Source organism: Streptomyces sp. KL116D, assembly GCF_030766975.1.
In the GTDB taxonomy this organism is placed as follows: Bacteria; Actinomycetota; Actinomycetes; order Streptomycetales; family Streptomycetaceae; genus Streptomyces; species Streptomyces longispororuber_A.
On sequence record NZ_JASERH010000060.1, the window covers coordinates 17,379 to 29,954 of the forward strand.

Here is a 12,576-nt window from a genome sequence, read left to right on the forward strand (position 1 = left end):
CGCGGGCTCAGGAAGAAGTGACGATCTGCGGCCGCAGCGGTGCGAGCCGGTCGGCGATCGTCGCGATCAGCTCGGCGGAGACGCCCGCCTCCGTCAGGGAGGCCGCCAGATGGGTCACGACGCGGTCGAAGTCGCCGTCGGCCAGGCCCAGTTCGGCATGGGCCTCGCCCACGGGACGGCCCTGGTACGCCTCGGGGCCGCCCAGCGCCGTCGTGATGAAGGCGCGCTGGTGGGCCTTGAGGGCGGGCAGCGCCGTGGTCCGGAAGTGGGGTGCCAGGTCGTCGTCCGCGAGGACCTTGGCGTAGAAGAGGTCGACCACCGCGGCCACGGCGGGGGCGCCCCCCACGGTCTCGTAGAGGGACGGGGACGCCGGTCCGTCATGGGGATCAGTCATGACGATCGAACGTATCTGCGGAATCCGGCATTCGGAAGCCGGTGCCGGAACACCGCCCCCACGGCAGCGCTCCGGCACCGGGAGACCCACTAGACCCGGGAGCGGCCCCGGCGGGCCATCGCGACCGCGCCGCCGCCCGCCACGAGGAGGACGATCGCACCGCCCGCGACGTACGGCGTCATGGAGTTGCCGCCGGTCTCCGCCAGGTCCGCCTTGGCGGGTGCCGCGACCGGCTTGTCGGCCTTGGCGCCCTGGGGCTGGACCTCACCGGGCTCCGCGGGCTTCGGCGAGGCGGGTGCCGGGGCCGCCTTCGGGGCCTCGCAGGTGGCGCCCGCGAGGGTCACCTCGCCGTTGACCTCGGCCACGTTCAGCTTCAACGGGTTGACGGAGACCTTGAGTTGGAGTGCGGAGGCCGCCGCCGTCGTGGAGGTCGTCGATGTGTTGGACAGGCCGAGCGTCACCTCGCCGACGCCGGGCACCTCGACCTCGGTCGTGCCGCCCGTGGACAGCGTGACCTTCTTGCCGAGGACCGTGACGGAGCCGAGCAGGTTCGACTCGGCGACCGGCTTCTTGCCCGCCTCGCACAGCGCCTTGGAGGTCACCTGGTCGACCTCGATCAGGGAGAGCAGCGGCAGGCCGGGGACGTGGATCTTGGCGTGGGCGAGCTGGGTGAAGCCTTCGGCCTTCTTGTCGTCGACCGTGGCCCTCGCCTTCGCCACGTCGGCCTGCAGCACGCTGAACGGCTGTCCGCCGTCCACGCCGTCGAGCTTCACGGTCAGCGCGGTCTTCTCGGCGCTCGCGGGGGCCTGCACCTCGTTCAGGGAGACCTTCAGCGGGACGTTCACGGTCTTGTTCAGGAGCGAGACGTCCAGGCCGGTGCGGAGCACGACCGCGCCGGCCCGCCCGCCGTGGTCGCCGGTCGCCGCCGCCGGGCCGGCGGCGGCGAGCGCGACGGGTCCGGCGGCGAGCGCGGTGGCGGCGGCCGTCGCGACGAGACGGCGGGCGGGCGTGGTCAGGGCGGTGGTCAGGGTGAAGCTGGGCATGCTGGTGGGACCCCCAGGAACATGGGACAGAAAAGGACATGGAACAAAGGACAGAGGACCGGGGAACCGCGATGCTGTCGGGGCGGGCGCCATGGGGACAGCGCGCGGAGCCGCCGACAGCGCCGACCGGTCATCGATGAAGGAATCTTTACGCACTGAGAGTGAACAGGCCACAACTGGGCGTGAGTTCACCCCAAAGGGGGGTTTCCGCGCATGTCTTCGAATCCAGGGGCTCGCTTGTTCCTTGAAGTCCCTCTGAACCCAGCCGAACCGCACGGCCCCGTTGACATGCCCCGCGCGGCCGAGTTGTGTGCAACGAGCAGCGGGACCCGCAGGTCACGCTGCGTCAACTCGCCCGTTCCTTACCGGATCCAGGAGACCGATGCCGCGCAACGTCGTTCTGATCACCGCCGACCAGTGGCGCGGCGACTGTCTGTCCGGGGCCGGGCATCCCGTCGTCCGTACGCCGTACCTCGATCAACTGGCCGCCCGTGGCGCCCGGTTCGAGCGCGCGTACACGGCGGTGCCGTCGTGCATCCCGGCCCGGGCCGCGCTGCACACCGGTCTGGCCCAGACCTCGCACGGCCGCACCGGCTACCGGGACGGCGTGCCGTGGGAGTATCCGGTGACGCTGGCCGGTGAGTTCGGGCGGCACGGGTACCAGACGCGGGCGATCGGGAAGCTGCACGCGTATCCGGAGCGGAACCGGATCGGTTTCGACGAAGTCACCCTGCACGACGGTTACTTGCACGCGGCCCGCGACCGGCGTACCGATCCGCGCTGCCACGACGACTACGCGGCCTGGCTGGAGCGGCAGCCCGGCGGCGGCGACTACACGGACCACGGGCTCGACTGCAACAGCGTGGTGGCGCGGCCCTGGGACCGGCCCGAGCGGCTGCACCCCACCAACTGGGTGGTGACGGAGGCGATCGACTTCCTGTACCGCCGGGATCCGACCGCGCCGTTCCTGCTCCACCTCTCCTTCCACCGGCCGCATCCGCCCTACGATCCGCCGCGCTGGGCGTTCGAGCAGTACCTGGACGCGCCCGCGTACGAGCCGGTGGTCGGGGACTGGGCGGACGCGCTCGAAGGATGGCGGGACGACGCGCGCGCGGACGCCAACTACGCGACGTACGACGGCCGTACGGCGCATCGGGCCCGCGCGGGCTACTACGGCCACATGTCCCACATCGACCAGCAGGTCAACCGGTTCGTGCAGGCGCTCGGCGAGTTCCGGCTCGCCGACGACACGTGGATCTGCTTCACGTCGGACCACGGCGAGATGCTCGGCGAGCACCGGTTGTGGCGGAAGGCGTATCCGTACGAGGGGTCGGCGCGGGTGCCGCTGATCCTGTCGGGGCCGGGTGGGGAGCTGCCCGGGGGGACCGTGGTCGGTGCGGACACCGTGGCCGAGCTGCGGGACGTCATGCCCACGTTGTTGGAGTGTGCGGGGCTCGGCGTGCCGGACGGGCTCGACGGTCACAGCCTTCTCGCGGCGGCGCGGGGCAAGGAACTTCCCTCCCCCCGGCCCTACTTGCACGGTGAGCACGCTCTGTTCGGGGAGTCGATGCACTGGCTCACGGACGGGCACGCCAAGTACGTGTGGTTCTCGGGTGAGGGGCGTGAGCAGCTCTTCGATCTGGACGCGGATCCGCAGGAACGGCACGATCTCGGGCCCGCGTCGCCGGGTGAGCTCGCTGTGTGGCGGGCGCGGCTCGTGGCGGAGCTGATGGGGCGACCGGAGGGGTACGTCGCGGCGGGCCAACTGGTCGCGGGCCGCCCCCCGACGGACCAACTGCCTCCCGGCTGGGCGCCGGCCGCGTCTACCGGGCCGACCAGGGCCTGAGCGGCCCTTGCCCGAAACCCCGACTGCGTCTGCCGGGCTGGTCTCTCATCGGCCCCTGCAGGCCGGTGGCACTCCTCGCGCAGTTCCCCGCGCCCCTAAAAACCCGACTGCATCCACCACCCTGAGCTCTCGTCGCGGCCTGCGGGCCGGTGGGGGCTGGCCGCGCAGTTCCCCGCGCCCCTGAGATGCGCACTTCGTGCGGCATCTCCCCGCCCGGGGAAGGCTGCGCGTCAGCGCATGCCTTCAGGGGCGCGGGGAACTGCGCGAGAAGCCCCACCAGGCCGCAGCCCGCGACGAGACACCGGTCGGGCAGACGCAGTCGGGTTTCCAGGGGCGCGGGGAACTGCGCGAGAAGCCCCACCGGGCCGCAGCCCGCGACGAGACACCGGTCGGGCAGACGCAGTCGGGTTTCCAGGGGCGCGGGGAACTGCGCGAGAAGCCCCACCGGGCCGCAGCCCGCGACGAAAGACCGGTCGGGCGGACGCGGTCGGGATTTCAGGGGCGCGGGGAACTGCGCGGCCAGCCCACACCGGAGCCGCGGACACCGTCAGACGCGCACCGCTAACCCACCACCGCGCCGCGCAGCACGACGCGGCGGGGTGCGGCGAGGACGGTGACGTCCGCTCGGGGGTCCGTCTCGTACACGACCAGGTCCGCGGACGCGCCCTCCTCCAGGCCCGGCCGCCGAAGCCACGCCCGCGCGTCCCACGCCGTCGCCGAGACCGCCTCGACGGGCGGGATGCCGGCCCGGACCAGCTCGGCCACCTCCCCCGCGACCAGCCCGTGCGCCAGGGAACCCCCCGCGTCGGTGCCGACGAAGACCGGGATCCCGGCGTCGTAGGCGTCGCGGACCGTGTCGTAGCGGCGCTCGTAAAGCCGCCGCAGATGCGCCGACCAGCGCGGGAACTTCCGCTCGCCGCCGGCCGCGAGATCCGGGAACGTGGCGATGTTGACGAGGGTCGGGACGATCGCGACGCCGCGCTCCGCGAAGAGCGGGATCAGCTCGTCGGTGAGGCCCGTGGCGTGCTCGATGCAGTCGATGCCCGCCTCGACCAGGTCCCGCAGGGAGTCCTCGGCGAAGCAGTGGGCCGTCACCCGGGCACCGAGCCGGTGCGCCTCGGCGATCGCCGCCTCCACCGCGCCGCGCGGCCAGCACGCCGTCAGATCGCCGACCTCCCGGTCGATCCAGTCGCCGACCAGCTTGACCCAGCCGTCGCCGCGCCGCGCCTCCTGGGCGACGTACGCGACGAGGTCGTCCGGCTCGATCTCGTGCGCGTAGTTGCGGATGTAGCGGCGGGTGCGGGCGATGTGCCGGCCGGCCCGGACGATCCGGGGCAGGTCGTCGCGGTCGTCGATCCACCGGGTGTCCGACGGCGAACCGGCGTCGCGCAGCAGGAGCGTGCCCGCGTCGCGGTCGGTCAGGGCCTGCTTCTCGGCGGTCTCGGCGGGGACGGGTCCGTGGGCGTCGAGGCCGACGTGGCAGTGCGCGTCGACGAGTCCCGGCAGCGTCCAGCCCTCGACCGTCGTCACGTCGAGGCCCGTCGTGCCGGGGCGGTCGTACGTGATCCGGCCGCCGATCACCCACAGTTCGTCGCGCACGTCGTCGGGTCCGGCCAGGACCCTGCCCTTCACGTGCAGCACCTCGCGGTCGCTCATGGCACTCATGAGCGCAGCCTATGGGGGCGGTGGGTACGCTCGTCAGCGGCATCCCGTCCGAACCCGTGACCGAAGAGAGCACCACCGTGACGCATCCGTTTCTCGATCTGGCCCCGCTGAGCGCCGCACACTTCGCCTCCGTCGAGGACCGCGTGGCCCGGCTGATGGACACGTCGCAGGACGTCGTGATCATGCAGGGCGAGGCGCTGCTGCCGCTGGAGGGTGCGATCCGCGGGACGGCGGGTCCCGGCACCGTCGCCCTGAACGTGATCACCGGACCGTACGGGCAGACCTTCGGCGACTGGCTGCGCGACTGCGGTGCCACGGTGCACGACCTGGCCGTGCCGTTCCACACCGCCGTCACCGCCGAGCAGGTGCGGGAGGCGTTCGCCGCGCACCCCGACATCGACTTCGTGTCACTGGTGCACGCGGAGGCCGCGACCGGCAACACCAACCCGGTCGCCGAGATCGGTGAGGTGGTGCGGGAGCACGGCGCGCTGTTCTACCTGGACGCCGTCGCGTCGATCGCCGCCGAGCCGGTGCTGCCGGACGCCTGGGGCGTGGACCTGTGCGTGATCGGCGCGCAGAAGGCGATGGGCGGCCCGGCCGGCGTCTCGGCCGTGTCGGTGAGCGCCCGGGCCTGGGAGCGGATGGCCGGCAACCCGCAGGCGCCGCGCCACTCGTACCTGTCGCTGCTCGACTGGAAGCAGCGGTGGATCGACGGCGGCCGCAAGGCGCTGCTGCACGCGCCCGCGCAGCTGGAGATGCTCGCCCTCGAGGCGTGTGTCGAGCGGATCGAGAGCGAGGGTCTGGACGCCCTGATGGCGCGGCACGCGAGCGCCGCGGCGGCCACCCGGGCCGGCACGCTCGCCCTGGGCGGCGGGCTGGAGCCGTACGTGCACGAGGCGAAGGACGCGGCGCCGGTCGCCACGACGCTGCGGGCGCCCGCCGGGACCGACGCCCGGGAGCTGGTCGCCAGGGCGCTGGCCGTGGACCCGGTGCTGCCGCTGGTCGCGGGCGGCGGCGCGCTCGCCCAGGAGATGATCCGCGTCAACCACTACGGCCCGCAGGCCACGCGCGGCGTCGTGCAGTCCTCGCTCGCGGCGCTCGGCGGGGCGCTCGCGGAGGCCGGGCTCGCGGTCGACCTCGAAGGGGCCCGCAAGGCGGTCGCCGCCGCCTGGCAGTAACCCCGCCGGTCCCGTCAGTCCCGTCTGCGCACACCCACATCGGCGCCGCCCATTCAGGGCGGCGCCTTTGCATTTCCGCAGACATTCTTCAGGCATTTTTCATGTGTTTATTGGAGGCAGCTTCACGTTCTGCTTCTGCCCGCTTTTTCGGGCCGTAAACGCAAAGATTTCAACAACAGGAAACGACGTAATTCGGACGCGTCTCGTGACGGTTTCCAGCTTGTGACGCACTCCACACCTAGATCACTTTGCACCTTTTGACCCGAGCAAATGCCCCCATAACGCGGACGCCTCGCGCGCAGGCTCACCCGCGCGCGATAACACAGACGGGCTCCTGCCGTAACCCCTCCCGCAGATGCAATCCCAAAAATTGCTCGGTAAATTCAATTCGCATGACCGCCGCACAAGCGCAATTCCAGCTCGACCATCCAGGCGTGGCCGACGGAGCCGCGATCTGGCGTATCGCACGTGACTCCAAGGTGCTCGACCTCAACTCGTCCTACAGCTATCTGCTGTGGTGCCGGGACTTCGCCGCCACCTCGGTGGTGGCCCGCGACGAGGCGGGCTCGATCGCCGGGTTCGTCACCGGATACGTCCGGCCGGAGCGACCGCACACGCTCGTCGTGTGGCAGGTCGCCGTGGACGCGGCCCACCGCGGCCGCGGCCTGGCCGGCGAGATGCTGGACGGGCTGACCGCCAAGGTCCTCGGCGCCGGGCGGCCGGTCACGACGGTCGAGACGACCATCACTCCGGACAACTCGGCGTCGCAGGCGCTGTTCCTGTCGTACGCCCGCCGGCACGGTGCCGGCGTGGAGCGCACCGTCCTGTTCGACGCGGGGCTGTTCCCGGACGACGGGCACCTGCCCGAGGAGCTGTACCGCATCGGTCCGCTGGCCTGAGCGAACTCAGACCCCACCCTCCGCCAACCCCCCTCAACTCCCCTCCCAAGAGGAGCATTTGCTGTGACCATCACCCAGCCGGACCTGAGCGTCTTCGAGACCCTTGAGTCGGAGGTGCGCAGCTACTGCCGCGGCTGGCCCACCGTCTTCGACCGGGCCCAGGGCAGCCGCATGTACGACGAGGACGGACACGAGTACCTCGACTTCTTCGCGGGTGCGGGCTCGCTCAACTACGGCCACAACAACCCGGTGCTGAAACGCGCCCTGATCGACTACCTGGAGCGGGACGGCGTCACGCACGGTCTCGACATGTCGACCTCGGCCAAGCGCAACTTCCTGGAAGCGTTCCAGAACATCGTGCTGCGCCCGCGTGACCTGCCGTACAAGGTCATGTTCCCGGGCCCGACGGGCACCAACGCCGTCGAGTCGGCGCTGAAGCTGGCCCGCAAGGTCAAGGGCCGCGAGTCGATCATCTCGTTCACGAACGCCTTCCACGGCATGTCGCTCGGCTCGCTCGCGGTGACCGGCAACGCGTTCAAGCGGGCCGGCGCGGGCATCCCCCTCGTGCACGGCACGCCCATGCCGTTCGACAACTACCTCGACGGGCAGACCCCGGACTTCATCTGGTTCGAGCGGCTCCTGGAGGACTCCGGCTCGGGTCTGAACACCCCGGCGGCCGTGATCGTCGAGACGGTGCAGGGCGAGGGCGGCATCAACGTGGCCCGCGCCGAGTGGCTGCGCAAGCTCGCCGACGTCTGCGAGCGCTGGGACATGCTGCTGATCGTCGACGACATCCAGATGGGCTGCGGCCGCACCGGTGCCTTCTTCTCCTTCGAGGAGGCGGGCATCACACCGGACATCGTGACCGTTTCGAAGTCCATCAGTGGGTACGGGCTTCCCATGTCCCTGTGCCTGTTCAAGCCGGAGCTCGACATCTGGGAGCCGGGCGAGCACAACGGCACGTTCCGCGGCAACAACCCCGCGTTCGTGACGGCCGCCGCCGCCCTGGAGACCTACTGGACCGACGGCCCCGCCATGGAGAAGCAGACCCTGGCACGCGGTCAGCAGATCGAGGAGACGCTCAGCGCGCTGCGCGCGGAGTACCCCGAGGACACCGTCGAGTACCGCGGCCGCGGACTGGTCTGGGGCATCGAGTTCCGCGACAAGGACCGGGCGAACAAGGTGGCCAAGCGCGCCTTCGAGCTCGGCCTGCTCATCGAGACCTCCGGCCCCGAGAGCGAGGTCGTCAAGCTGCTTCCGGCGCTGACGATCACGCCCGAGGAGCTGGACGAGGGGCTGCGCACGCTCACCCGGGCCGTGCGCGAGACCGCCTGACGCACCATCAGGGGTGCGGGCATCCCCCTCATGACGTAGAAGAGAAAGGCAGCAACTCACCGTGATCGTCCGTTCGTTCAAGGAGATCGAGAACACCGACCGGCACGTGAAATCGGCGTCCGGCACCTGGGAGAGCAAGCGCATCGTCCTCGCGAAGGAGAGGGTCGGCTTCTCCCTGCACGAGACGATCCTCTACGCGGGCACGGAGACCGACATGTGGTACGCCAACCACATCGAGGCCGTGCTGTGCGTCGAGGGCGAGGCCGAGCTCGAGAACCGGGAGACCGGGGAGAAGCACTGGATCGAGCCGGGCACGATGTACCTCCTGAACGGCCACGAGCGCCACACGCTGCGCCCGAAGACCGACTTCCGCTGCGTGTGCGTGTTCAACCCTCCCGTGACCGGACGGGAGGACCACGACGAGAACGGCGTCTACCCGCTGCTGACCGAACCCGAGGAGGTCTGACCCGTATGAGCACCGACCTGTACCCCACCCGCGGCAGCTCCGAGGTGGCGACCCCGCGTGTCGACCCGGTCGTCTGGTCGGCGCCGGGGGCCCGCGGTCCGATCCGCCAGTCGGACCTCGCGGCCTTCGAACGGGACGGCTTCCTCTCGATCGAGGAGCTGGTCGGTCCTGACGAGATCGGCACGTACCAGGCCGAGTTGAACCGGCTGATCTCCGATCCCGCGATCAAGGCCGACGAGCGTTCCATCGTCGAGCCGACGTCGCAGGACGTGCGCTCCGTCTTCGAGGTGCACAAGATCAGCGAGGTGTTCGCGAACCTGGTGCGCGACGAGCGCATCGTGGGGCGGGCGCGGCAGATCCTCGGTTCGGACGTCTACGTCCACCAGTCGCGGATCAACGTCAAGCCGGGCTTCGGCGCGAGTGGCTTCTACTGGCACTCGGACTTCGAGACCTGGCACGCCGAGGACGGTCTGCCGAACATGCGGACGGTGTCCGTCTCCGTCGCGCTGACGGAGAACTACGACACCAACGGCGGGCTCATGATCATGCCGGGCTCGCACAAGACGTTCCTCGGCTGCGCGGGTGAGACGCCGAAGGACAACTACAAGAAGTCGCTGCAGATGCAGGACGCTGGCACGCCGAGCGACGACGCGCTGACCAAGTTCGCCGACCGGCACGGCATCCGCCTGTTCACCGGCAAGGCGGGCTCGGCGACGTGGTTCGACTGCAACGCCATGCACGGCTCGGGCGACAACATCACCCCGTTCCCGCGCTCGAACGTGTTCATCGTGTTCAACAGCGTGGAGAACGCGGCGGTGGAGCCGTTCGCGGCACCCGTGCGGCGCCCGGAGTTCATCGGGGCACGGGACTTCACCCCGGTGAAGTGAGGCTCACCCGCGGACGAGTCGGGACAGCAGTCGGGGCGGGACCGTGCACGGTCCCGCCCCGACTGCTGTCCCGGGGGACGGACTACCGGGTGGGGTAGTCCGTGTAGCCCTTCTCGTCGCCGCCGAAGAACGACGACGGGTCGGGGGTGTTGTACGGGCCCTCGGTCCGCAGGCGGTCCGGGAGGTCGGGGTTGGCGAGGAACAGGGCGCCGAAGGTGACGACGTCGGCGAGACCGTCCTCGATCAGGGTGAGCGACGTGTGGTCGGTCGGGCCCTCGGTGAACGCGTTGAGCAGGAAGGTGCCGCTGAACCGCTTGCGCAGGTCGGCGGTGACCTCGCGGACGTCCGGGGTGGCCTCCAGGACGTGCAGGTACGCGATGCCGAGCGGTTCGATCTCCGCGAGCAGCGCGTGGTAGACCTCGGCCGTGTCGGTGCCCGGCATGGAGTTGTACGGGTTCAGCGGGGAGATGCGCAGTGCGGTGCGCTCGGCGCCGATGGCGGCGGCGACCGCCTTGACCACCTCGGCGGCGAACCGGGCGCGGTTCTCCGCGCTGCCGCCCCACTCGTCGGTGCGCAGGTTCGCGCCGGGCGTGAGGAACTGGTGGATCAAGTAGCCGTTGGCGCCGTGCAGTTCGATGCCGTCGAAGCCGGCCTCGATCGCGCCGCGGGCCGCGTCCGCGTAGTCGGCGACGGTGGCGCGGATCTCGTCGGCGGTCAGCTCGCGCGGGGCGACGAAGTCCTGGAAGCCGTCGTTCGTGAAGGCCTTGCCCTCGGGGGCGACGGCCGACGGCGCCACCGGCAGGCCGCCCGCCGGCTGGAGCGACGGGTGGCTGATCCGGCCCGCGTGCATGATCTGGGCGAAGATCGTGCCGCCCGCGGCGTGCACGGCGTCGGTCACCTTGCGCCAGGACGCGATCTGCTCGGCGCTGTGCAGACCCGGGGTCCAGGCGTAGCCCTGGCCGGCCTCGGAGGGCTGGATGCCCTCGCTGATGATCAGGCCCGCGGACGCGCGCTGCGCGTAGTACTCGGCGGTCAGCTCGGTGGCGATGCCGCCCTCACCGGCCCGGCTGCGGGTCATCGGGGCCATGGCTATGCGGTTGGGGAGCCGGCGGCCGGCGAGGTCGTGGGAGTCGAAAGCGGTGGTCATGGCTACTCCGATCAACAGGATCAGGGAATTATGTGGTCGGCCAATCAATCGCGCTGACGCCACTGTAGCGCATTAATTGGTCGACCAAGGTAATCTCTGGGTGAAGGACCGACCAGCCGCCCGCAGGAGCCCTCATGACCAAGCCCGACGACCCCGTCTGTACCGATCACACGCCCCTGGCCGCCCGCGGCGGACCGGTCAGCCTCGCGCTGGCCCGGGTCGCCCGGCTGCACCGCACCGCGGCGGGACGGAGGCTGCGCGGGCTCGGCCTCTACCCGGGGCAGGAGTTCGTGATGATGCACCTGTGGGACCAGGGGCCCGTGCGGCAGTCGGAGCTGATCAAGGCGGTCGACCTCGATCCGTCGACGGTCACCAAGATGCTGCAGCGCCTGGAGCAGTCCGGGCACGTGACGCGCTCCCCCGACCCGCGGGACCGGCGCGCGGTGCTCGTCGAGGCGACCGAGGCGAGCTGTCGGCTGCTGGAGGACGTGGCCGGGGTCTGGGCGGCCCTGGAGGAGCAGACCCTGGCCGGGCTCTCCGGGCCGGACCGCGCGGAGTTCGTGCGACTGCTCGGCCTGGTGGAGGGCAACCTCTGCACCGAGGCCGGGGACTGCCCCGACTGACGCCGGGAAGAACCGCCGCTCAGAGCCAGGCGAGCCGTGCCGCCTGGTCGAGGACGGACCGGGCGGCGTCCTCGTCGCCGCCGACGCTCCTCGGGACGGTGCCGGGGGTCGCCCTGCCGCCGATCAGCAGACAGAAGTCGAGGGAGTCCAGGACGAGTTCGGCGCGCACCGGCTCGCCCTCCGCGCCCACGATCCACTCCGTGGTGCGGCCGGCGTCGGTGACGGTGAGGGCGACGGTCGGGGCCTGCGGGCCCAGGGCGAGACCGAGGATCCGCACGGCGAGCCTGACCAGGCGCCACAGGTGCGCGGCGGGCGGCGGCGGGACCGGGCGGTCCAGGGCGCGGCCGATGTCGTCGGCGTGGATCCAGGTCTCGAAGGCGCGGACCAGGAAGTGGTCGGCGACCGGCAGCCGCACCCCCAGCAGGGTCGCGGCGCGGGCGGCCTGTTCGCCGTCGTGCGCGGCCGGGGTGGCGAGCAGCGCCGCGGCCTGCTCGCGCCAGGTGGCGACGGTGGCGTGCGGCGGCCTGGCCCGCTCGTGGGCGATGACGCGCTGGGTGCGGGTCGCCCAGGCCGTGCGCCACCGGTCCCCCGCGGCGGGTGCCGGGGCCGGGGGTTCGTTGGCCGGGAGACCCAGGTGCACGGCGAGGTGTTCGTCGGCGGCGACGAGGTGCGCGACGGTGTCCTGCACGCTCCAGTCGTGGATCACCGGCGTCCCCCAGCGCAGACCGCTCTCCGTGAGCTCGACGAGCAGCGCCTGCAGGGCCGCGACCGCGGCGGCGTAGGGCTCGGCGTGCGGGCCGGTGCGCGGCACGGGCGGTCGACGGGCGAGGGCCCGGGCGAGGATCTGGTTCATGGGGTGCGACCCGGAAGACGGTGCGGCGGACTCGGCCGGCTCGGCGGAGGCCGGAGCGGTGGGGGCGGGGCCGTCCAGGTGACGGACCGTGGTGCGGAGGCGTTCCGCCTCCGCCGCGCACTCCTCGCAGTCCGCCAAGTGGGCCGGGACCAGGCGCTGTTCGGCGGGCGGCAGGGCGTGCACGGCCCAGGCGCCGAGGAGTTCGCGTACCGACGCGTGGTCGTGGGCGTCCGTCGTCAT

12 protein-coding genes are annotated in these 12,576 nt (G+C 71.5%); 7 read left to right on the plus strand and 5 right to left on the minus strand.

Features of this window, described 5'->3' with window-relative positions; all coding sequences use genetic code 11:
• Nucleotides 1–7: 7 nt before the first annotated feature.
• Together RBJ77_RS24225 and RBJ77_RS24230 are read right to left on the minus strand one after the other, a co-directional pair.
• Nucleotides 8–394, minus strand: a complete 387-nt coding sequence (locus RBJ77_RS24225) for a group 1 truncated hemoglobin (RefSeq protein ID WP_372346959.1) — start codon at nt 392–394, stop codon at nt 8–10.
• Between the two features lie 89 nt (nt 395–483).
• A complete protein-coding gene (locus RBJ77_RS24230; RefSeq protein WP_372346960.1) occupies nt 484–1,437 on the minus strand; it encodes an SCO1860 family LAETG-anchored protein in 954 nt (317 codons plus the stop codon).
• Nucleotides 1,438–1,819: 382 nt separating this feature from the next.
• On the opposite strand from RBJ77_RS24230, the gene RBJ77_RS24235 reads away from it, so the two are divergent.
• The gene (locus RBJ77_RS24235) at nt 1,820–3,283 is read left to right on the plus strand and encodes an arylsulfatase (RefSeq protein WP_372346961.1); all 1,464 of its coding nucleotides are present in this window, start codon (nt 1,820–1,822) and stop codon (nt 3,281–3,283) included.
• 561 nt (nt 3,284–3,844) lie between these two features.
• Here RBJ77_RS24235 and RBJ77_RS24240 read toward each other — a convergent pair.
• Nucleotides 3,845–4,939 carry an amidohydrolase family protein gene (locus RBJ77_RS24240; RefSeq protein ID WP_372347099.1) on the minus strand — a complete coding sequence of 365 codons (1,095 nt, stop codon included), beginning with the start codon at nt 4,937–4,939 and terminating at the stop codon, nt 3,845–3,847.
• An 86-nt stretch (nt 4,940–5,025) separates the two neighbouring features.
• On the opposite strand from RBJ77_RS24240, the gene RBJ77_RS24245 reads away from it, so the two are divergent.
• The 5 genes from RBJ77_RS24245 (at nt 5,026) to thpD (ending at nt 9,713) form a co-directional block, all read left to right on the plus strand.
• Entirely contained in the window at nt 5,026–6,126 is a 1,101-nt protein-coding gene (locus RBJ77_RS24245) for an alanine--glyoxylate aminotransferase family protein (RefSeq protein ID WP_372346962.1), read from the plus strand.
• Between the two features lie 392 nt (nt 6,127–6,518).
• Nucleotides 6,519–7,025, plus strand: coding sequence for a diaminobutyrate acetyltransferase (ectA, locus tag RBJ77_RS24250; protein ID WP_255983046.1), 507 nt, complete (start codon nt 6,519–6,521; stop codon nt 7,023–7,025).
• Nucleotides 7,026–7,088: 63 nt separating this feature from the next.
• A complete protein-coding gene (ectB, locus tag RBJ77_RS24255) occupies nt 7,089–8,360 on the plus strand; it encodes a diaminobutyrate--2-oxoglutarate transaminase (protein WP_372346963.1) in 1,272 nt (423 codons plus the stop codon).
• Nucleotides 8,361–8,421: 61 nt separating this feature from the next.
• The gene (locus RBJ77_RS24260; protein WP_255983238.1) at nt 8,422–8,826 is read left to right on the plus strand and encodes an ectoine synthase; all 405 of its coding nucleotides are present in this window, start codon (nt 8,422–8,424) and stop codon (nt 8,824–8,826) included.
• A 5-nt stretch (nt 8,827–8,831) separates the two neighbouring features.
• Nucleotides 8,832–9,713 carry an ectoine hydroxylase gene (thpD, locus tag RBJ77_RS24265; protein WP_372346964.1) on the plus strand — a complete coding sequence of 294 codons (882 nt, stop codon included), beginning with the start codon at nt 8,832–8,834 and terminating at the stop codon, nt 9,711–9,713.
• A gap of 82 nt (nt 9,714–9,795) precedes the next feature.
• Here the strand turns inward: thpD and RBJ77_RS24270 are convergent, their stop codons facing one another.
• A complete protein-coding gene (locus RBJ77_RS24270) occupies nt 9,796–10,860 on the minus strand; it encodes an alkene reductase (RefSeq protein WP_372346965.1) in 1,065 nt (354 codons plus the stop codon).
• 134 nt (nt 10,861–10,994) lie between these two features.
• On the opposite strand from RBJ77_RS24270, the gene RBJ77_RS24275 reads away from it, so the two are divergent.
• Nucleotides 10,995–11,483, plus strand: coding sequence for a MarR family winged helix-turn-helix transcriptional regulator (locus RBJ77_RS24275; RefSeq protein ID WP_372346966.1), 489 nt, complete (start codon nt 10,995–10,997; stop codon nt 11,481–11,483).
• A 19-nt stretch (nt 11,484–11,502) separates the two neighbouring features.
• On the opposite strand, the gene RBJ77_RS24280 is transcribed toward RBJ77_RS24275, so the two are convergent.
• Nucleotides 11,503–12,576, minus strand: coding sequence for a maleylpyruvate isomerase family mycothiol-dependent enzyme (locus RBJ77_RS24280; protein WP_372346967.1), 1,074 nt, complete (start codon nt 12,574–12,576; stop codon nt 11,503–11,505).

Excerpts from the sequence above, each read along its gene's own strand:
- RBJ77_RS24270 (WP_372346965.1), bottom strand. The coding sequence starts at position 10,860 with ATGACCACCGCTTTCGACTCCCACGACCTCGCCGGCCGCCGGCTCCCC.
- RBJ77_RS24225 (WP_372346959.1), bottom strand. The coding sequence starts at position 394 with ATGACTGATCCCCATGACGGACCGGCGTCCCCGTCCCTCTACGAGACC.
- ectA (WP_255983046.1), top strand. The coding sequence starts at position 6,519 with ATGACCGCCGCACAAGCGCAATTCCAGCTCGACCATCCAGGCGTGGCC.
- RBJ77_RS24235 (WP_372346961.1), top strand. The coding sequence starts at position 1,820 with ATGCCGCGCAACGTCGTTCTGATCACCGCCGACCAGTGGCGCGGCGAC.
- RBJ77_RS24240 (WP_372347099.1), bottom strand. The coding sequence starts at position 4,939 with ATGAGCGACCGCGAGGTGCTGCACGTGAAGGGCAGGGTCCTGGCCGGA.
- thpD (WP_372346964.1), top strand. The coding sequence starts at position 8,832 with ATGAGCACCGACCTGTACCCCACCCGCGGCAGCTCCGAGGTGGCGACC.
- RBJ77_RS24280 (WP_372346967.1), bottom strand. The coding sequence starts at position 12,576 with ATGACGACGGACGCCCACGACCACGCGTCGGTACGCGAACTCCTCGGC.
- RBJ77_RS24230 (WP_372346960.1), bottom strand. The coding sequence starts at position 1,437 with ATGCCCAGCTTCACCCTGACCACCGCCCTGACCACGCCCGCCCGCCGT.
- RBJ77_RS24275 (WP_372346966.1), top strand. The coding sequence starts at position 10,995 with ATGACCAAGCCCGACGACCCCGTCTGTACCGATCACACGCCCCTGGCC.